Raw genomic sequence first — 18,936 nt, 5'->3', positions numbered from 1 at the left:
GCCCGGTTACATTCCGAACCCGGAAGCTAAGCCTCACAGCGCCGATGGTACTGCAGGGGGGACCCTGTGGGAGAGTAGGACACCGCCGAACAATCTTTGGGAAGGACCCCTGGTCACCAGCGTTCAGCTGGGACCAGGGGTCCTTTCGTTTTTAGAATGACTTGCGGTACCGAAGACAGGAGTCACCCATGTCCACCAACTCTCCCGACGATCGACCGGAGCGCGACCAGCGGCGACGGGACAGTGGTGACCGCGGTGAACGCAGTGACCGCGCTGGTTTCCGTGGGGGCCCGCGTCGCGGGAACGACCGTGGTGGCGATCGCGGCGGGTTCCGTCGAGACGACGACCGCAGTGGATACGGTCGCCGCGACGACCGTCGGAGTGACGACCGCGGTGACCGCGGCGGCGTCCGGGGTCGCGACGACCGCCGTGATGACCGCCGTGATGACCGCGGCCGTGATGACCGCGATCGTGGCGGCTACGGCCGGCGTGACGACCGTGCGTCCGGACCGCGTCGGGACGACCGCGACCGTGGATTCCGCCGTGACGGAGACCGTCCCCCGTTCCGCCGCGACGACCGCGGCAGCGATCGTGGTGGGGTCCGTCGTGACGACGACCGTGGTGGATACGGTCGCCGGGACGACCGTCGGGGCGATGACCGCGGTGACCGTGGCGGTTTCCGTGGCCGTGACGACCGCTCCGGCGGCTTCCGCCGTGATGACCGGGGCGACCGTTCTGAGCGCGGTGGATTCCGTCATGACGACCGTCGGGACCACCGGCGCGATGACAGCCGCGGTGACCGGCCCGGCTATGCCCGTCGGGACGACCGGCGTGACGACAGCCGCGGTGACCGGCCCGGCTATGCCCGTCGGGACGACCGTCGGGACGACCGGCGTGACGACAGCCGCGGTGACCGGCCCGGCTATGCCCGTCGGGACGACCGGCGGGACGACCGGCGTGACGACAGCCGCGGTGACCGGCCCGGCTATGCCCGTCGGGACGACCGGCGGGACGACCGGCGCGACGGTGACCGTGCCGGCTCCCGCCGTGATGACGACCGGGGCTACGGCCGCCGCGACGACCGTGGAGAACGCGGTGGCCGTGGCGGATTCCGGCGCGACGACAGCCGGGGCGAGCGCGGTGGGTTCCGGGGCCGTGACGACCGGGGCCGGGACGAGCGAGGACGTGGCGGCTACGGTCGGCGCGACGACCACGCTGGACGTCCCGGTGGCTTCCGTGGCCGTGACGACCGCAGGGGCGACGACCGGCGTGGCGGCTTCCGTGGCCGGGACGAGCGCGACCGTGACCGCGAGCCCATCAAGCGGCTGCCGATCCCCGAGGACGTCACCGGCGACGAGATCGACAAGGACGTACGGCAGGAGCTGCAGAGCCTGCCGAAGACGCTCGCGGAGGACGTCGCCAAGAACCTGGTGATGGTCGCCCGGCTCATCGACGAGGACCCCGAGGGCGCCTACGGCTACTCCAAGGTGGCCCTGCGGCTCGCGTCCCGTGTTGCCGCTGTCCGGGAGGCCGGCGGGTTCGCCGCGTACGCGAACCAGAAGTACGGCGAGGCGCTCGCCGAGTTCCGGGCCGCGCGGCGGATGACCGGCAACGTGGAGCTGTGGCCCGTGATGGCCGACTGCGAGCGTGGGCTCGGGCGGCCGGAGAAGGCGCTGGACATGGCCGGGGCATCCGAAGTGCACAAGCTCGACAAGGCCGGGCAGGTCGAGATGCGGCTCGTCGCGGCCGGTGCCCGGCGTGACATGGGGCAGCTGGACGCGGCGATCGTGACGCTGCAGAGCCCCGAGCTCGCCTCCAACTCCGTCCAGCCGTGGACCGCGCGCCTGCGCTACGCGTACGCCGACGCGCTGCTCGCCGCCGGTCGGCGGGCCGAGGCGCGTGAGTGGTTCGCCAAGGCCGTCGAGGCCGACCGGGACGGCAGCACGGACGCCTCGGACCGGCTGGCCGAGCTGGACGGCGTGGAGTTCGTCGACGCGCTCGCCGAGGACGAGACCGACGCGGAGAACCTCGACACGGACACGGACACGGACAACGACATCGACGGCGACATCGACGGCGACAAGGACTGACGTACCTCCGGCGTACTTCGGTCAGGACAGGGCGGGACTTCCAAGGTCCCGCCCTGTTGCGTCTCGAGGCCGAGGTCTCAGAGGCCGAGGTCTCAGACGTCGAGCGCCCGCAGCACCAGCCCAGACGCCGGCTTCGGGCCGAACGACGTCGACTTGCGGGGCATCGTCACGCCCTGGCGGGCCAAGTCGCGCACGACCTCCTCGCGGACGGGGTGCAGCAGGACCGCCGTACTGCCGTCCTGCTCCGCCTTGGCAACCGTGGCGGCCGTGTCGTGTATGTAGGCGATGTGCTCGGGGGAGTCCTCGGGGATGCGCCAGACGTGTTCCAGGAGCGTGGCGTGCAGGACCGTGGCGTCCAGGGTGCGCCAGGCGGCCGGGCGGTCCGTGGGGATCGTACGGGCCAGGAGGTCCGGGTCCGGGCGGTCGATCAGATGGAAGGCGCCGTCGCCTGCGAGCAGGAAGGCGTTGCCCGCGCAGGCCGCGTCGGCGAGGGCCGTCAGGGCCTCGGGCAGCGGTTTCTCCAGGCGCGTCACGCCGAACAGGCCATCGAGGGCCGACAGCGCGTCGGTGACCGGCAGGCCGTGCAGCAGGCGGTGAATGGCACGGACGCGGAGCGGATAGCGGGCCGTGTCGACCAGGAGGACCAAGCCGTGGTCCCAGGGGCTGGGGGAGGGGTGCTCCGCGCGTAGAAGTCGGTAGGTCGCCCATCGGTGGTGGCCGTCGGCGATCAGGGCCTGATGGCCGGCCAGGTCCGACTGGACGAGGGCCAGCTCGGCGGGGTCGGTCACCGACCAGAGGCGGTGGTGGAAGCCGTCCTCCGTGGTCGTCGACAGCAGCGCGGGTCGTTCGACGGTGCGCTCGATCACCTCTGCCGTGACGCCGTTGCCCCGGTACGTCAGGAGCAGGGGCTCGAGGTTCGCGTGCGTCGCGCGCATCAGAGCGGCGCGCTCAGCGACGACGGGCGGCATGACGTCCTCGTGCGGCAGGACCACCCCCTCCGACGGGTCCGAGACGCGCAACGCGCCGATCAGGCCGCGCTGCAGTATGCCGTCACCGTCGCACTGTTCGTAGACGTACAGGCCGGGTTCCGGGTCGGCGGTCAGGACGCCCTCGGCCAGCCAGCGGCGCAGGGTGCCGGCCGCCTGTTCGGTACGGGCGCTGGGGGTGCCGGCCTGGGGGAGGATCAGGCGGACGATGTTGTGCGGGTCGGCGGAATGGAGGTGGCGCAGGCCGTCGGGGCGTACGACCACGTCGTACGGCGGGGACGTGACGGCGGCCAGGCTGCCGACCCGGTCGGGGTCGTAGCGAAGGCCTCGGAACGGGGTGAGTTCCAGGCCTCGGCGCGCCGTTGCTTCCGAGTGACCTGCAGTGTTCATCTCGGCATCGTACGTGTGTCAGTGGCGTGCGGCATGATCGAGGCAGGAGCGATCGAACGAGGAGCGATGCGGAATGAGCCAGGGCGTCAGGACGAGGCCCGAGGGCAGTGCGCGGCCCCTGAGCGAGGCGTACGACACGGCGCTGCTCGACCTGGACGGGGTGGTGTACGCGGGCGGGAACGCGATCGCGCACGCGGTCGACTCGCTGGCAAAAGTGCGTGACGGCGGGATGCGTCTGGCCTACGTCACCAACAACGCGCTGCGTACCCCGGACACCGTGGCCGCGCACCTGACGGAGCTCGGCATACCGACGGGGGACGGTGACGTCATCACCTCCGCGCAGGCGGTCGCGCGGCTGATCAGCGAGCAGGTGCCGGCGGGGGCGCGGGTGCTGGTGGTCGGCGGTGAGGGGCTGCGGGTGGCGCTGCGCGAGCGGGGGCTCGAGCCGGTGGAGTCGGCGGACGACGATCCGGCGGCGGTCGTTCAGGGGTACGGCGGTCCCGATCTGCCCTGGGGGCGTTTCGCGGAGGCCTGTTACGCCATCGCGGGCGGGGTGCCCTGGTTCGCGTCCAACACCGACCTGACCATCCCCAGCGGGCGGGGCATCGCGCCGGGCAACGGCGCGGCCGTGGAGGTCGTACGGATCGCGACCGGCGCCGAGCCGCAGGTGGCGGGCAAGCCGCTGCCGCCCATGCACCGGGAGACGATCCTGCGCACGGGCGCCGAGCGGCCCTTGGTGGTCGGAGACCGGCTGGACACGGACATCGAGGGCGCCTTCAACGGGGACGTCGACTCGCTGCTGGTCCTGACCGGCGTCACCGACGGCGCCCAGCTGCTGGCCGCGCCGCCGCAGCACCGGCCGACGTACGTGGACGCCGATCTGCGCGGGATGCTCGCCGGGCAGCCGGAGGTGACGGAGGAAGGTGACGGGTTCCGCTGCGGAGGCTGGACGGCGACGGCCCGTGCCGAGCGGCTGGAGCTGGACGGCGACGGTGAGGCGCTCGACGGGCTGCGGGCGCTGTGCGCGGCGGCCTGGACGGCGGCCGGGGCGGGCTCCTGCGAGCTGGACGGGGAGAAGGCGCTGGCGCGACTGGGACTCTGAGCGGAGGCAACCCGGCCCGTGTCGTCCGCACGGGATCGAGACCGAATGCGAGGGTAGGCTAACCTAACCTCGTGTTGGTCGACAGTCCTCCCGAACAGCGCGCGGACACCGCCCCCGCGCCCCCAACCCGCCGGGCGATACGGGCTTTTGGGCTCCTGGCCGCGGTCGCGATCCTGGTGCTCGTCGCCCTGGCGAGCATCGCGATCGGTGCGAAGGAGCTGTCGGTGGACCAGGTCTGGCACGGCTTGTTCCACGACACGGGGACGTACGGCGACGTCGTGGTCGACGAACGGGTGTCCCGCACCCTCCTCGGGCTGCTGGCCGGCGCAGCGCTCGGCCTGTCCGGGGCGGTGCTCCAGGCGCTCACCCGCAACCCGCTGGCCGATCCCGGGCTGCTCGGCATCAACGCGGGCGCGTCGGCGGCGGTGGTCACGGCCATCACCTATTTCGGCGTCACCAGCCTGAGCGGCTATGTGTGGTTCGCGTTCGTGGGCGCGGCGGCGGTCGGGGCGCTCGTGTGGTTCCTCGGCGGCAGCCGGGGGGCGACGCCCGTGCGGCTGGCGCTCGCCGGTACGGCGATCAGCGCCGCGCTCTACGGCTACCTCCAGGCCGTGATGATCATGGACGACGCGGCGCTCGGCAGGATGCGTTTCTGGACGGTGGGTTCACTGTCCTCGGCCACCGACTCGACCATCACACAGGTGCTGCCGTTCCTCGCCGTCGGCACGGTCCTCGCCCTGCTGCTCGCCCGGCCGCTGAACGCCGTGGCGATGGGCGACGACACCGCCCGCGCCCTCGGCGCCAACCTCAACCGCACCCGCGCCCTGGCCATGCTCGCCGCCACCTTGCTGTGCGGCGCGGCGACCGCCGCGTGCGGTCCGATCATGTTCGTCGGCCTGATGGTGCCGCACGTCGTGCGTTCCTTCACCGGCCCCGACCTGCGCTGGATCCTGCCGTACGCGACGGTCCTGTCGCCCGTGCTGCTGCTCGGCGCCGACGTCATCGGCCGGATCGTCGCCCGGCCGGCGGAACTCCAGGTCGGCATCGTCACCGCGATCATCGGCGGCCCGGTCTTCATCTTTCTGGTACGACGGCGGAGGACGGCGCAACTGTGAAGACCCGTCAGAACGGCCGCGCCGTCCGCGCTCTGCGCACCCCCGGCGGGCTCTCCGTGCGCGTGGACGTGCGCGCGCTGAGCGTCGTCGCCCTGCTGCTGCTCGCCACGCTGGCCGCGAGTGTCCTGCTGATCGGCACCGGTGACTTCCCCATCTCCGCCACCGACGTCCTCAAGACGCTGACCGGCAACGGCAACCAGATCCAGGAGTACATCGTCCGCGACCTGCGGCTGCCGCGCGTCCTCGTCGGCCTCCTGGTCGGGGCCTCGCTCGGCCTCGGCGGTGCTCTGTTCCAGTCGGTCTCCCGCAATCCGCTGGGCAGCCCGGACGTGCTCGGCCTCTCGCAGGGCTCCACGGCCGGGGCGCTCACCGTGATCGTGCTGCTGTCCGGAAACGCCACCCAGGTCACCGTCGGAGCGCTGATCGGCGGCCTGGTGACCGGGTTCGCCATCTATCTGCTCGCCTGGAAGCAGGGCGTGCACGGCTACCGGCTGGTCCTGGTCGGCATCGGCGTCTCCGCCGTCGCCACGGCGGTCAACGGCTACCTGCTCACCAAGGCCGACCTCGTCGACGCGGCCCGCGCGGTCGTGTGGATGACCGGTTCCCTCAACGGCCGCGACTGGGACCAGGTCTGGCCGCTGCTCGCCCTGTGCGCCGTGCTCGTACCGCTCGTCCTCGCCAACGCGCGCGGGCTGCGGATGACGGAGATGGGCGACGACATCTCGTACGCGCTCGGGGTGCGTGTGGAGCGCGTACGGCTGGTGCTGATGGTCTCCGCCGTGCTGCTGACCGCCGCCGCCACGGCCGCCGCCGGCCCCGTCAGCTTCGTGGCGCTGACCGCGCCCCAGCTCGCACGGCGCCTGACCCGCTCGCCCGGGCCCAGCCTGGTGCCCTCCCTCTGCATGGGCGCCACCCTGCTGGTCACCGCCGACTGGGCCGCGCAGCGCGCCTTCGGCGCCGACCAGCTGCCCGTGGGCGTGGTCACCGGCGTCCTCGGCGGCCTCTACCTGCTGTGGCTGCTGGTCACCGAGCGCAGGGCGGGCCGGATATGAGCACCACCGGCGAGACGAACAACCGAAGGAGCACCGTGAACCGCCTGTCCGCCGAGAACGTCACCCTCGCCTACGACCAGCGCGTCATCGCCGAGCAGCTGTCGGTGGAGATCCCCGACAACTCCTTCACGGTGATCGTCGGCCCGAACGCGTGCGGCAAGTCGACGCTCCTGCGGGCGCTGTCGCGGATGCTGAAGCCGAGCGAGGGCCGGGTGCTGCTCGACGGGCAGGTCATCCAGTCGATGCCCGCGAAGAAGGTCGCGCGCACGCTCGGTCTGCTGCCGCAGTCGTCCATCGCGCCGGACGGGATCACCGTGGGTGACCTGGTGGGCCGGGGCCGTTACCCGCACCAGGGGATCCTCAGGCAGTGGTCCGCCGAGGACGAGCGGGTCGTGCGGGAGTCCATGGCGCAGACCGGGGTCGCCGAGCTGGCCGACCGGTACGTGGACGAGCTGTCCGGCGGTCAGCGGCAGCGCGTGTGGATCGCGATGGCGCTCGCCCAGCAGACCCCGCTGCTGCTGCTCGACGAGCCGACCACGTACCTGGACATCCAGCACCAGATCGACGTACTCGACCTGTGCGCCGAGCTGCACGAGACCCAGGGCCGCACCCTGGTCGCCGTCCTGCACGACCTCAACCACGCGGCCCGGTACGCCACCCACCTCATCGCCCTGCGCGGCGGCCGGGTCGTCGCCGAGGGCACGCCGGACGACATCGTCACCGCCGCACTGGTCGAGGAGGTCTTCGGCCTGCGCTGCCAGGTCATCGACGACCCGGAGACGGGCACGCCGTTGGTGGTGCCGGCGGCGCGCAGGGCGCGGGCCGAGGCGCTGAAGGCGGCCGCTACAGAAGCTTCCTGAGGCGGAACACGTCGAGCAGGCTCGCCTCCAGCTTCACCCGGCCCGAGCCCCACGCCTTCGCGAAATTCAAATCGCCGCCGACCATCGCGACCAGGTCGTCGCCGGTCATCGTCAGCCGGATCTCGGCCTTCTCCCGCGGAGGGCCCTGGAGGGTCTCGTCGACCTCGATCCGGCCGCCGGTGAGCCGGCCGACGAAGGTGACGTCCAGGTCCGTGATGCGGCAGCTCACCGAACGGTCCATGGCCGCGGCCGCGCGGACGTCGCCCTCGGCGCCCTGCATGTTGTCCGAGAACTTCTCCAGTGCGGCACGGCACTCTTCAATCGTTGCCATCGCGACCGACGGTACCGCAGCGGTTCGAGGTAGCGTCTGGGCATGAGCGAGTCTGTGCCCGAGGCGGAGGTGCGCGAGGAAGCGGAGGTTGCGGTCGAACCCGAGTACGCCCCCGCCGTCCCCGCACCGCTGAACGTGCCCCGCACCCCCACCGGCAACGCCGACGTCGACGCCCAGCTGGAGCGGCTGGCCGACGCCGACCACCTCGCCACCGACGGACACGTGGAGGTGTACGAGGATGTACACCGGGGGCTGCGCGACGCGCTCACCGCGCTCGACGCCCGTCCGGGACCTCCGGCGCCCCCGTCGGCTTATCAGAGCAGGAGCTGAACCGAACGTGGCAGGAGTCGCACGCCGCCGTCTGGACGCGGAGCTGGTCCGCCGGAAGCTCGCGCGCTCGCGCGAGCACGCCAGCCAGCTGATCGCCGCCGGGCGGGTCACCGTCGGCAAGACCGTCGCGACCAAGCCGGCCACGCAGGTGGAGACCGCGGCGGCCATCGTGGTCTCGGCCGACGACAGCGACCCCGAGTACGTCTCCCGGGGCGGCCACAAGCTCGCCGGCGCGCTGAAGACGTTCGTCCCCCAGGGGCTGGCCGTCGAGGGGCGGCGCGCGCTGGACGCGGGCGCGTCCACCGGCGGCTTCACCGACGTCCTGCTGCGGGCGGGCGCCGCGCACGTCGTCGCCGTCGACGTGGGATACGGACAACTCGCCTGGTCTCTGCGCAGCGATGAACGCGTCACCGTCAAGGACCGTACGAACGTACGCGAGTTGACGCTTGAAGCGATCGATGGGGAACCTGTGGATCTTGTCGTGGGTGATCTGTCCTTCATCCCGCTCGGGCTGGTGCTGCCGGCCCTGGCGCGGTGTGTGAAGCCGGACGCCGACCTGGTGATGATGGTCAAGCCGCAGTTCGAGGTGGGGAAGGAGCGGCTGGGCAGCGGGGGCGTCGTGCGCAGCCCGCAGCTGCGGGCGGAGGCCGTGCGGGGCGTGGCCGAGAAGGCGTGGGAACTGGGGCTCGGGGTGAAGGGTGTCACCGCCAGTCCGCTTCCCGGGCCCTCCGGGAACGTCGAGTACTTTCTGTGGCTGCGTTCCGGGGCACCCGCTCTGGACCCGGCCGACGTTGACCGTGCAGTGGCGGAGGGGCCGCGTTGACACAGAACCGAGCTCGTACTGTTTTCCTGCTCGCGCACACCGGGCGGCCCGCGGCCATCCGCAGTGCCGAGCTGGTGGTCAAGGGGTTGCTGCGGTCCGGCATCGGGGTCCGCGTCCTGGAGGCGGAGGCGGCCGACCTGCCGCTGCCTGAGGAGGTGGAGCTCGTCGCGGAAGCGACCCCGCACAGTCTCGACGGGTGCGAGCTGCTGATCGTGCTCGGCGGTGACGGCACGCTGCTGCGCGGCGCCGAGTTCGCGCGGGCCTCCGGGGTGCCGATGCTCGGCATCAACCTCGGGCGGGTCGGGTTCCTCGCGGAGGCCGAGCGGGACGACCTCGACAAGGTCGTGGACCGGGTGGTGACGAAGTCGTACGAGGTCGAGGAACGGATGACCGTCGACGTCGTCGTGCACCGCAACGGGGACATCGTGCACACGGACTGGGCGCTGAACGAGGCGGCCGTGCAGAAGGTGTCCGCCGAGAAGATGCTCGAGGTCGTGCTGGAGATCGACGGGCGGCCGGTCACGGGGTTCGGGTGCGACGGGATCGTTCTGTCGACTCCGACCGGGTCCACGGCGTATGCGTTCTCCGCGGGTGGGCCTGTGGTGTGGCCGGAGGTGGAGGCGCTGCTGATGGTGCCGATCTCGGCGCACGCGCTTTTCGCGAAGCCGTTGGTGACCTCTCCCAATTCGGTGCTCGCGGTGGAGGTTCTGCCGAACATTCCGCCGGGGGTGCTGTGGTGTGACGGGCGGCGGACCGTCGAGCTGCCGCCCGGGGCGAGGATCGAGGTGCGGCGGGGGGCCGTGCCGGTGCGGTTGGCCCGGCTGCACCACGCTTCGTTCACGGATCGGCTGGTGGCGAAGTTCGCGTTGCCGGTTTCCGGGTGGCGGGGCGCGCCGCACTAGCCGTCCGTCCACTCACCCGGGTGACAGGGCACCTCGCACTTGTGTGGCCGGACCTCGTATGGTCTTCTCCGTGTTGGAGGAGATGCGGATACGGTCGCTCGGAGTCATCGACGACGCTGTCGTCGAGTTGTCGCCGGGGTTCACCGCCGTCACCGGTGAGACGGGTGCGGGCAAGACCATGGTGGTCACCAGCCTGGGGCTGCTGCTGGGCGGCCGGGCGGATCCGGCGCTCGTGCGGATCGGGGCCGCCAAGGCGGTCGTGGAGGGACGGATCGCCGTGCCCGCGAACGCCTCCGCCGCCGTACGGGCCGAGGAGGCCGGGGCCGAGCTGGACGACGGGGCGCTGCTGATCAGCCGTACCGTTTCGGCCGAGGGGCGGTCTCGGGCGCACCTGGGCGGGCGCAGTGTGCCCGTGGGGGTGCTCGCCGAGCTGGCCGACGAGCTGGTGGCCGTGCACGGGCAGACCGACCAGCAGGGGCTGCTGAAGCTGTCCCGGCAGCGGCAGGCGCTCGACCGGTACGCGGGCGACGCCGTCGCGGTGCCGCTGGCCAAGTACGGCGAGGCCTACCGGCGGCTGCGGGCGGTCTCCGCCGAGCTGGAGGAGATCGTCACCCGCGCGCGTGAGCGGGCCCAGGAGGCCGACATGCTGCGCTACGGGCTCGACGAGATCGCGGGCGTGGAGCCACGGGCCGGGGAGGACGTGGAGCTCGCGGAGGAGGCCGAGCGGCTGGGGCACGCGGAGGCGCTGGCGTCCGCCGCCACGGCCGCGCATGCCGCTCTCGCGGGCAATCCCGAGGACCCCGAGGGCATCGACGCTGCCACGCTCGTCGCGGGTGCGCACCGGGCCCTGGAGGCCGTGCGGTCGCACGACCCGGCGCTGGCGTCCCTCGCGGACCGGATCGGGGAGATCGGGATCCTGCTCGGTGACGTGGCGGGCGAGCTGGCGGGGTACGCCGACGACCTGGACGCCGATCCGCTGCGGCTGGCCGCCGTGGAGGAGCGCAGGGCCGCGCTGACCGCCCTCACGCGGAAGTACGGGGACGACGTCAACGCCGTGCTGGCGTGGGCCGAGCAGAGCGCCGCGCGGCTGACCGAGCTGGACGGCGATGACGAGCGGATCGGTGAGCTGACCGCCGAACGGGACGCGCTGCGGGCCGAACTGAGCGGGCTGGCGCAGGCGCTGACGGACGCGCGGACGGAGGCCGCCGAGCGGTTCGCCGCCGCGGTGACCGCCGAACTCGCCTCGCTCGCCATGCCGCACGCGCGCGTGTCCTTCGACATCCGGCAGACCGAGGACCCGGAGGGCGTCGAGGTCGGCGGGCGTACGGTCGCGTACGGGCCGTCGGGCGCGGACGAGGTCGAGCTGCTGCTCGCGCCGCATCCGGGTGCGCCGCCGCGGCCCATCGCCAAGGGCGCGTCCGGCGGTGAGCTGTCGCGCGTGATGCTCGCCGTGGAGGTCGTCTTCGCGGGGACCGACCCGGTGCCGACGTACCTCTTCGACGAGGTCGACGCCGGTGTCGGCGGCAAGGCGGCGGTCGAGATCGGGCGTCGGCTGGCGCGGCTCGCGAAGACCGCGCAGGTCGTGGTCGTCACCCACCTTCCGCAGGTCGCCGCCTTCGCGGACCGGCAGCTGCTGGTCGAGAAGACCAACGACGGCTCCGTCACCCGGTCCGGCGTGAAGGTGCTGGAGGGCGAGGAGCGCATCCGCGAGCTGTCCCGGATGCTGGCCGGCCAGGAGGACTCGGAGACGGCCCGCGCCCACGCGGAGGAACTGCTGGCGACGGCCCGGGCGGACGGGTAGCGGATGGGAATCACCGGCCGTGGCATCGGTTCCCTCGCACTCGCCGCCGGGCTCACCCGCGCCGGGACCGCCGTCCTGCGCGCCAAGGCGCCCGGCGGGCGGGACCGCTGGGAGCGGAAGAACTACGCCGGGCGGACCGTCGAGCTGTACGCGGGGCCCGCGAGTGCCCTGGCGGCGGTGGCCGGGGCGGCGCGGGTGCACCCCGCCGCCGGGTTCGCGGTGCTGGCCGCCGGGGCCTGTGGCGCCTATGACGACGTGGCGGGAGCCGGTGACCCCCGGCGGGGCTTTGGGGCGCATCTGTCGGCGCTGCGGGACGGTGAGGTCACCAGCGGGGCGGTGAAGCTGTTCGGGATCTCGGCCGCCGGGCTGGTGGCGGGGGCGGTGCTGAAGGAGCGGTTCCTCGACAAGGTGCTGGCCGGGGTGGTGATCGCCGGGGCCGCGCACGCGGTGAACCTCGTGGACGTCCGGCCGGGGCGGGCCGCCGGTGCGGTCGCCGGGCTCGGGGCGGCCGGGTTGGTGCGGAGGGGGCCGGGGGCAGAGCTGGCCGCCGTCGCCACCGGGGCGGCCGTGGCCGTGCTGCCCGACGACCTCGGCGAGCGGGCGATGATCGGCGACACGGGGGCGCATGCGCTGGGTGCCGCTCTGGGTGCCGCCGTCGTTGCGGGCAACCAGCGGGCGGGACTGGTGGCGTACGCCGCCGCGGTGGTGGCCGCGGCCGTGTACGGCGACCGCGTGACCGACTGGGCGCGCTCGCTGTGAGGCTCGCGCGCATGGGCGGTTGTTCACTCGTGTGGGTGATGCTCACGCCTCCAGAGGCCGTGCGTGGCGCGGTCGGCGCTCCGGGGCGTGTCCGGAACACCCGTACGTCCTGGCATCCTTGGCAGGGAACCCAGTCCGTGTAGGAGGCGCGCGCGGTACACCCCTCCGCCCGATACCTTCTGTGCGTCCCTTCGTGACCGCCCGACGCCGAACCAGGAGCCCCGGCCACGTGAGCCCCGCGAGCAGTACCTCACCGCACGGTCAGTCGCCGCTGCGTACCGTGCAGGTCCTGGGCGGGGGCAACGCCGGGAGCAGCGCGCACGTACGCTCCCTGGCCGCCGGACTGGTCGCGCGGGGCGTGCGCGTCACGGTGTGCGCCCCCGTCGAGGCGGATCACACGTACGACTTCACCGGGGTCGGCGCCGACCACGTGCACGTGCCCCGCAGCAGCGACCCGGCCTCCGTGGCCGCGCTCCGGGCCGCCTGCGCGGAAGCCGACCTGGTGCACGCGCACGGGCTGCACGCCTCCTTCCGGGCCGTGCTCGCGCTCGGCGGCCGGCGCACCCCCCTCGTCGTCACCTGGCACAACCGGGCGCACGCCGAGGGTGCGCGGGCGCATCTGCTGCGGCTGCTGGAGCGCCGGGTGGCGAAGACGGCCGCCGTGGTGCTCGGCACCACCTCGGACCTGGTGGACCGGGCGCGCCGCACCGGGGCCCGGGACGCCCGGCTCGCCGCCGTCACCCTGCCCCGGTCCCGCCCGTCCGTGGACCACGAGGACCCCGACCGGCTGCCGCCGAAGGTGCGGGCCGAACTCGGCGCCACCGGACGTCCCTTGCTCATCGCGGTCGGCTCCCTCGACCGGCACCGGGGCTACGGCGTCCTGCTGGACGCGGCCCGCCTGTGGTGCCGTCTCGATCCCATGCCGCTGCTCGTCATCGCGGGGGAGGGGCCGTTGCGCCCGGTGCTCCAGCGGCGGATCGAGGACGAGGAGCTTCCCGTCCGGCTCATCGGGCGCCGCGACGACGTCGGCGAGCTGCTCGCCGCCGCCGACATCGCGCTGCTGTGCAGCAGTTGGGAGTCCCGCTCCGTTCTCGCCCAGGAGGCCCTGCACGCGCGCGTGCCGCTCGTCGCGACCGCCGTCGGCGGCGTCCCCGACCTCGTGGGCGACGCGGCCGAACTCGTCCCGTACGCGGACGCGGAGGCGCTCGCGGACGCCGTGGTCCGGCTGCTCGGGGACCCCGAGCGGTGCGAGGAGCTCAGGGACAGAGGTGTACGGCAGGCGGCCACCTGGCCCACGGAGGACGAGACGGTCGCCCAAGTCCTCAGCGTTTACGACGAGTTGACCCAGCCAAGGCCGCTTCCCTGAGACTCTGGGGAACGTGCCGGCGGGCCCGCAGCGCCAGGCTCAACGCCAGGACCGTCTGCGGGTCGTCGAGGTCGGTGCCCAGCAACTCTCCGATGCGGGCGAGGCGGTTGTAGAGCGTCTGGCGGTTGAGGTGCAGCTCGCGGGCGGTCTCGGCCTTGCGTCCCGCATGGGCGAGGTACGTCTCCAGGGTGGGCAGCAGCGGCGGCTTGGAGCGGTGGTCGTGGTCGCGCAGCGGGCCGATGGCCCGGTCCACGAACGCCGCCAGGTCCGGGTGGTCGCGCAGCCGCCACAGCAGCAGATCGATGTCCAGGCGGCGGGCGTCGTACCAGGGCCGGTCGGTCAGGCCCTGGGCCGCCGTCGCCGTCTCCGCCGCGTGCCGGAGACCGGCCGACGCGGCCGCCCAGCCGCCGGCCACCCCGACGACCACGACCGGCGGCCGGGCCCCGGGCCGCTGCATCCCCGCCCGCTCCACCCCGGCCCGCAGCGCCGCGGCGACCCGGTCCGCGACCGCCGACCGCTCCGACTCCGAGCGCAGGCCCAGCAGGAGGGGCACGCGGCCCTCGACGGGCCGTACGCCGAGCAGTACGGGGACCCCGACCGAGGCCAGCTCCTCGGCGACCGCGCGCGCGAGGACCGCCCAGCCGCCCCCCGGCGACAGTGTGTCGCCGAGCCGCATCACCACGGGCAGCAGCGGGCTGCCGCCCGGCTTGAAGCCCAGTACCCGGGCCTGCGCCGGGGCGTCCTCCGCCGCGATCCGGCCCTCGGCGAGGTCGGTGAGGAAGTCGCCCCGGCCCCGCGCCGCCAGCTCCTCCTCCTGGCGGGCCTGCATCAGCACCACGGCCAGGATCCCGGCGGCCCGCTCGGCGGCGATGCGGTGCACGGGGGCGAGCGGGCCCCGGACGGGCAGCAGGGCCAGCCGGGCCCGTACCGACCCCGTGCCCGGACCGCCGCCCGGCACGTCCACCAGCACCGATCCGGCCGGCGGCGGGGTGTCCTTGTGCGGACCGCGCAGCCCCTCCCACACCTGCAGGGGATCCGCGCCCTCGGGCCCGGCCCCGGCGGCGTACAGCAGCCGTCCGTCCGTCGTCTCCAGAAAGACCGGGTTGCCGCTGAAGTCGGCCAGGATGCCGAGCACCTGCGGCACCCCGCCGCCGCCGAGCAGGGCCTCGGTGCAGCGGCGGTGCACCTCCTCCGCCCGCTGGAGCAGCGCGTAGTGGCCGTTGACGATCTCGGTGTGGATCTCCTCGGTGACGGCGACGAAGGGCACCTCGCGGTGCAGCTGGACGAGTGGGAGCCCGGCGCCGCGTGCGGTGTCCACCAGGGCGGCGGGCAGCCGGGTGAAGCGCGGGCCCAGCTCCACTACCAGGGCGGCGATGCCCCGCTCGGCGAGGGTGCGCACGAACGCCCGCTGCTCGGCCGGGCGGGTGCCCAGCCCGTAGCCGGTGGTGAGCAGCAGCTCGCCGCCCTTCAGCAGCGAGGCGATGTTCGGCACCTCGCCCGCGTGCACCCAGCGGACGGTGCGCCCCAGCCGGTCGGCGCCCGCCAGGATCTCCGGGAGCCCGCTGCGCAGCCCGGGCAGTTCGAGCGCCCGCTGCACGGTGATCCCGGCGCCCTGGGTATCGAACGTGGTGTCCGTACGGCTGTCCATGCAGCGGACGCTACCTGCGGGAACGCCCGAAGGACATCTCCTGGTCCGCCGGCTACACCGGCTTGATGTTGTGGTTGAAGCGGAAGACGTTGTCGGGGTCGTACGTCCGCTTCACCTTCTCCAGGCGCAGCAGGTTCCCGGCGCCCAGACCCGCCCTGACCCGGTCGGGTCCCTCGTCGCCGACAAGGCTGAGGCAGACGGCACCGGTGCTCCAGGACCGGACGTCGGCGCGGGCGTCCCGTACCCAGGCGGCGGCCCGCTCGTCGTCGGCCGGGTCGGCCCAGCGGGCGAAGGGACGCACCACCCAGGGCGCGTCCCGGTACGCCACCGGGTACGCGGCGGGTCCGGTGGCGACCGCGCCGCCGAGAGGGAAGAGCATGTGCCGGGAGCCGCTCGGCACCGGCATGGCCTCCGCGCGGGCGCTGAAGACGTCCACCAGCTCGTCGGGCAGACCCGTCAGGCACTCCGCCGACCAGTGGGCGCGCAGCCCCGCAGGGGCGTCCAGCAGACGCCGCGCCTCGGCGCCCACCAGCTCCGCCTCGTGCGGCAACGCGAGCAGCGGCTCGGCGAGCTTGCGCAGATCCGCCTCACCGCCCGCGTACGTCAGCAGCGCACCGCACACCGGCCTGTCCGCGGTCAGGTACACCACCGCGCCGCCCACCTGGTCGGGGCCGGTGCGGATGATCTCGCGGAAGGCGCGGACCACCTCCCGGCCGAACTCGGGGAGGTGCAACAGCAGCGCGACGGAGAACTCCGGCAGCTCGTGCAGCTCCAGGGTGAGTGCGGTGGCGATGCCGAAGTTGCCGCCGCCGCCGTGCAGCGCCCAGAACAGTTCCGGATTCTCGTCGGGGTTGGCGTGGACCCGTTCGGCGTCGGCGGTGACCAGCTCGACGCCGATCAGGTTGTCGACGGCAAGGCCGAGGGCCCGGTCCAGCCAGCCGGTGCCGCCGCCCAGGACGAATCCCGCGACCCCGATGGCCGAGTCCCGGGCGCCGGCGGTGGCGAGGCCGTAGGGCCGCGTGGCCCGGTCCAGGTGGCTCATCGTGGCGCCGCCTTCGACCCGTACCGCCTCCGCCGCCGGATCGACGGTCACCTTGTGCATCCGGCGCAGGTCCACTACGAGCGCCCCGTCCCCCAGCGCCGAGCCCGCGACGCCGTGCCCGCCGCCGCGCACGGCGATGTGCAGGTCCAGGTCCCTGGCGAAGCGCACCGCCCGTACGACGTCGGCCTCGTGCGCGCACCGCGCGATCACCGCCGGCCGCCGGTCGACCATGGCGTTGAACACGGTGCGGGCCTCGTCGTAGCCCGGTTCCCCCGGGGCGAACACGTCGCCGGTCAGATCCTCGCGCAGCGCGGCGAGGGCCGCGCCCGCCTTCGAGCGGGAAGCCATGGCCGCCCCCTTCCGGCAAGGGAGCAATCGTCGGCTTCCAGCCTAAGCGGGCGCGCGCTCAGCCGCCGTACGCCCCGGAAGCCGTCAGGCGCAGGGCCGTGTCGATCAGCGGCACGTGGCTGAAGGCCTGCGGGAAGTTGCCGACCTGGCGCTTGCGGCGCGGGTCCCACTCCTCGGCGAGCAGGCCGAGGTCGTTGCGCAGGGACAGCAGCTTCTCGAACAGCTTGCGGGCCTCGTCCACGCGGCCGATCATCGCGAGGTCGTCCGCCATCCAGAACGAGCAGGCCAGGAAGGCGCCCTCGTCGCCCGGGAGGCCGTCGACGCCCTCGTGCTCGCCCACGGTGGGGTAGCGCAGGATGAAGCCGTCCGGCGTGGACAGCTCGCGCTGGATCGCCTCGATGGTGCCGATGACACGCTTGTCGTCCGGTGGCAGGAAGCCCATCTGCGGGATCAGCAGCAGCGAGGCGTCCAGCTCCCTGGAGCCGTAGGACTGCGTGAAGGTGTTGCGCTCCTTGTCGTAGCCCTTCTCGCACACGTCCCGGTGGATGTCGTCGCGCAGCTCGCGCCACCGCTCCAGCGGGCCGTCGGCGTCACCGGACTCGATCAGCTTGATCGTGCGGTCGACGGCGACCCAGGCCATCACCTTGGAGTGCACGAAGTGGCGGCGCGGGCCGCGCACCTCCCAGATGCCCTCGTCCGGCTCGTCCCAGTGGTCCTCCAGGTAGCGGATCAGCTTCAGCTGGAGCAGGGAGGCGTAGTCGTTGCGGGCCAGGCCGGTCATGTGGGCCAGATGCAGGGCCTCGGTGACCTCGCCGTACACGTCCAGCTGGAGCTGGTGCGCGGCGCCGTTGCCGACTCGGACCGGGGCGGAGTTCTCGTATCCGGGCAGCCAGTCCAGCTCGGCCTCGCCCAGCTCGCGCTCGCCCGCGATGCCGTACATGATCTGCAGGTTCTCGGGGTCGCCGGCGACCGCCCGGAGCAGCCACTCACGCCAGGCGCGGGCCTCCTCGCGATAGCCGGTGCGCAGCAGGGAGGACAGGGTGATCGCCGCGTCGCGCAGCCAGGTGTAGCGGTAGTCCCAGTTGCGGACGCCGCCGATGTCCTCGGGCAGCGAGGTGGTGGGGGCCGCGACGATGCCGCCCGTGGGGGCGTACGTCAGCGCCTTCAGCGTGATCAGGGAGCGGATCACCGCCTCGCGGTACGGCCCGTGGTACGTGCAGTGCTCGACCCACTCGCGCCAGAAGTTCTCCGTCGCCTCCAGCGACTGCTCGGGCTCCGGCAGGGCCGGCGGCTCCTTGTGCGAGGGCTCCCACGAGATGGTGAACGCGATCCGGTCACCCGGCGCGACCGTGAAGTCCGCGTAGGTCGTCAGCGACTTTCCGTAGGTCTCGGCGGTGGTGTCGAACCACACGGAGTCCGGGCCCGCGACGGCCACCGTGCGCCCCTCGTGCTTGTGCACCCACGGCACCACCCGGCCGTAGGAGAACCGCATCCTGAGTGCCGAGCGCATCGGCACCCGGCCGGAGACGCCCTCGACGATCCGGATCAGCTGCGGGGCGCCGTCACGCGGGGGCATGAAATCGGTCACGCGGACCGTGCCGCGCGGGGTGTCCCACTCCGATTCCAGGATCAGCGAGTCGCCACGGTAGGTGCGCCGGGCGGCCGTGGGCGGCTCGGCGTCGGCCGCGTGGGCGGGGCCGAGGCGCCAGAAGCCGTGCTCCTCGGTGCCCAGCAGACCGGCGAAGATGGCGTGCGAGTCGAAGCGGGGCAGGCACAGCCAGTCCACTGTCCCGTCCCGGCAGACCAGGGCAGCGGTCTGCATGTCTCCGATGAGTGCGTAGTCTTCGATGCGCCCGGCCACGTGCATCTCCAGTCGAACGGCCACGTCGCCCCCCGGCAGAAGGGGGCTGTCGCTAGTGCGGTCAAGGGGTCGTTGTTGTGCGTCGTTGAGCGGTGAAGCAAAGCAGTCCGCCGAGCCCTGAGGCAAAACG

The 18,936-nt window shown here is 73.2% G+C and carries 17 protein-coding genes and 1 rRNA gene; 12 read left to right on the top strand and 6 right to left on the bottom strand.

The genetic code is table 11. The annotated features are described in order from the left end of the window. Positions 1-91: ribosomal RNA gene (rrf, locus tag ACIBBH_RS22595) — 5S ribosomal RNA — on the top strand; the annotation flags it as partial. Positions 92-182: 91 nt separating this feature from the next. Here the strand turns inward: rrf and ACIBBH_RS22590 are convergent. Next, positions 183-1,214, bottom strand: coding sequence for a hypothetical protein (locus ACIBBH_RS22590; protein ID WP_399407263.1), 1,032 nt, complete (start codon positions 1,212-1,214; stop codon positions 183-185). Between the two features lie 111 nt (positions 1,215-1,325). On the opposite strand from ACIBBH_RS22590, the gene ACIBBH_RS22585 reads away from it, so the two are divergent. Further along, positions 1,326-2,090, top strand: a complete 765-nt coding sequence (locus ACIBBH_RS22585; RefSeq protein ID WP_399407260.1) for a hypothetical protein — start codon at positions 1,326-1,328, stop codon at positions 2,088-2,090. Positions 2,091-2,182: 92 nt separating this feature from the next. On the opposite strand, the gene ACIBBH_RS22580 is transcribed toward ACIBBH_RS22585, so the two are convergent. Beyond that, a complete protein-coding gene (locus tag ACIBBH_RS22580) occupies positions 2,183-3,466 on the bottom strand; it encodes a DUF1015 domain-containing protein (RefSeq protein WP_399407245.1) in 1,284 nt (427 codons plus the stop codon). Between the two features lie 73 nt (positions 3,467-3,539). Between ACIBBH_RS22580 and ACIBBH_RS22575 the strand changes: the two genes are divergently transcribed. From ACIBBH_RS22575 to ACIBBH_RS22560, 4 genes are all read left to right on the top strand, one after another. Beyond that, on the top strand, positions 3,540-4,568 hold the full coding sequence (locus ACIBBH_RS22575; protein ID WP_399407243.1) for an HAD hydrolase-like protein: 1,029 nt from the start codon (positions 3,540-3,542) through the stop codon (positions 4,566-4,568). 71 nt (positions 4,569-4,639) lie between these two features. Beyond that, positions 4,640-5,683, top strand: a complete 1,044-nt coding sequence (locus ACIBBH_RS22570; protein ID WP_399407241.1) for a FecCD family ABC transporter permease — start codon at positions 4,640-4,642, stop codon at positions 5,681-5,683. Beyond that, entirely contained in the window at positions 5,680-6,735 is a 1,056-nt protein-coding gene (locus ACIBBH_RS22565; protein WP_399407239.1) for a FecCD family ABC transporter permease, read from the top strand. Before ACIBBH_RS22570 ends, ACIBBH_RS22565 begins: the two co-directional genes overlap by 4 nt. Next, positions 6,732-7,595: an ABC transporter ATP-binding protein gene (locus ACIBBH_RS22560; protein ID WP_399407237.1), complete on the top strand. Its 864-nt coding sequence runs from the start codon at positions 6,732-6,734 to the stop codon at positions 7,593-7,595. Before ACIBBH_RS22565 ends, ACIBBH_RS22560 begins: the two co-directional genes overlap by 4 nt. Here the strand turns inward: ACIBBH_RS22560 and ACIBBH_RS22555 are convergent. After that, on the bottom strand, positions 7,579-7,926 hold the full coding sequence (locus tag ACIBBH_RS22555; protein WP_399407235.1) for an SCP2 sterol-binding domain-containing protein: 348 nt from the start codon (positions 7,924-7,926) through the stop codon (positions 7,579-7,581). The two genes, ACIBBH_RS22560 and ACIBBH_RS22555, sit on opposite strands and share 17 nt — an antisense overlap. Before the next feature lie 42 nt (positions 7,927-7,968). Here ACIBBH_RS22555 and ACIBBH_RS22550 point away from each other — a divergent pair, with 42 nt between their 5' ends. From ACIBBH_RS22550 to ACIBBH_RS22525, 6 genes are all read left to right on the top strand, one after another. Further along, positions 7,969-8,256 (top strand): hypothetical protein, encoded by a 288-nt coding sequence (locus ACIBBH_RS22550; RefSeq protein ID WP_399407233.1) that lies wholly within the window; start codon positions 7,969-7,971, stop codon positions 8,254-8,256. Positions 8,257-8,263: 7 nt separating this feature from the next. Then, on the top strand, positions 8,264-9,079 hold the full coding sequence (locus tag ACIBBH_RS22545) for a TlyA family RNA methyltransferase (protein WP_399407231.1): 816 nt from the start codon (positions 8,264-8,266) through the stop codon (positions 9,077-9,079). Then, positions 9,076-9,981: an NAD kinase gene (locus ACIBBH_RS22540; RefSeq protein ID WP_399407229.1), complete on the top strand. Its 906-nt coding sequence runs from the start codon at positions 9,076-9,078 to the stop codon at positions 9,979-9,981. The genes ACIBBH_RS22545 and ACIBBH_RS22540 overlap by 4 nt, the downstream gene beginning before the upstream one ends. A 58-nt stretch (positions 9,982-10,039) precedes the next feature. Beyond that, entirely contained in the window at positions 10,040-11,782 is a 1,743-nt protein-coding gene (gene recN / locus ACIBBH_RS22535) for a DNA repair protein RecN (RefSeq protein ID WP_399407227.1), read from the top strand. A 3-nt stretch (positions 11,783-11,785) separates the two neighbouring features. Then, the gene (locus ACIBBH_RS22530; RefSeq protein ID WP_399407225.1) at positions 11,786-12,541 is read left to right on the top strand and encodes a hypothetical protein; all 756 of its coding nucleotides are present in this window, start codon (positions 11,786-11,788) and stop codon (positions 12,539-12,541) included. A gap of 229 nt (positions 12,542-12,770) precedes the next feature. Continuing rightward, complete coding sequence (locus ACIBBH_RS22525) at positions 12,771-13,907, top strand: glycosyltransferase family 4 protein (protein WP_399407223.1); 1,137 nt, start codon at positions 12,771-12,773, stop codon at positions 13,905-13,907. Here ACIBBH_RS22525 and ACIBBH_RS22520 read toward each other — a convergent pair. Genes ACIBBH_RS22520 through ACIBBH_RS22510 form a run of 3 tightly spaced genes read right to left on the bottom strand, consistent with a single transcriptional unit; the run spans position 13,864 to position 18,806 of the window. Then, positions 13,864-15,555, bottom strand: coding sequence for a PucR family transcriptional regulator (locus ACIBBH_RS22520; protein ID WP_399407221.1), 1,692 nt, complete (start codon positions 15,553-15,555; stop codon positions 13,864-13,866). The genes ACIBBH_RS22525 and ACIBBH_RS22520 overlap by 44 nt on opposite strands. A 52-nt stretch (positions 15,556-15,607) precedes the next feature. Further along, the gene (locus ACIBBH_RS22515) at positions 15,608-16,945 is read right to left on the bottom strand and encodes an FAD-binding oxidoreductase (protein ID WP_399407219.1); all 1,338 of its coding nucleotides are present in this window, start codon (positions 16,943-16,945) and stop codon (positions 15,608-15,610) included. Positions 16,946-17,003: 58 nt separating this feature from the next. Next, the gene (locus ACIBBH_RS22510) at positions 17,004-18,806 is read right to left on the bottom strand and encodes a glycoside hydrolase family 15 protein (protein WP_399407258.1); all 1,803 of its coding nucleotides are present in this window, start codon (positions 18,804-18,806) and stop codon (positions 17,004-17,006) included. Positions 18,807-18,936: the final 130 nt, after the last annotated feature.

The organism is Streptomyces sp. NPDC051636, assembly GCF_044453765.1.
In the GTDB taxonomy this organism is placed as follows: Bacteria; Actinomycetota; Actinomycetes; order Streptomycetales; family Streptomycetaceae; genus Streptomyces.
Note: the sequence above shows the minus strand (reverse complement) of the source record. Positions and strands in the feature narration are given on the sequence as shown.

Bases quoted from the DNA above. Each gene is read 5' to 3' on its own strand.
- ACIBBH_RS22580 (WP_399407245.1), bottom strand. From the start codon at position 3,466: ATGAACACTGCAGGTCACTCGGAAGCAACGGCGCGCCGAGGCCTGGAA.
- ACIBBH_RS22575 (WP_399407243.1), top strand. From the start codon at position 3,540: ATGAGCCAGGGCGTCAGGACGAGGCCCGAGGGCAGTGCGCGGCCCCTG.
- ACIBBH_RS22560 (WP_399407237.1), top strand. From the start codon at position 6,732: ATGAGCACCACCGGCGAGACGAACAACCGAAGGAGCACCGTGAACCGC.
- ACIBBH_RS22555 (WP_399407235.1), bottom strand. From the start codon at position 7,926: ATGGCAACGATTGAAGAGTGCCGTGCCGCACTGGAGAAGTTCTCGGAC.
- ACIBBH_RS22550 (WP_399407233.1), top strand. From the start codon at position 7,969: ATGAGCGAGTCTGTGCCCGAGGCGGAGGTGCGCGAGGAAGCGGAGGTT.
- recN (WP_399407227.1), top strand. From the start codon at position 10,040: ATGGTCTTCTCCGTGTTGGAGGAGATGCGGATACGGTCGCTCGGAGTC.
- ACIBBH_RS22530 (WP_399407225.1), top strand. From the start codon at position 11,786: ATGGGAATCACCGGCCGTGGCATCGGTTCCCTCGCACTCGCCGCCGGG.
- ACIBBH_RS22520 (WP_399407221.1), bottom strand. From the start codon at position 15,555: ATGGACAGCCGTACGGACACCACGTTCGATACCCAGGGCGCCGGGATC.
- ACIBBH_RS22515 (WP_399407219.1), bottom strand. From the start codon at position 16,945: ATGGCTTCCCGCTCGAAGGCGGGCGCGGCCCTCGCCGCGCTGCGCGAG.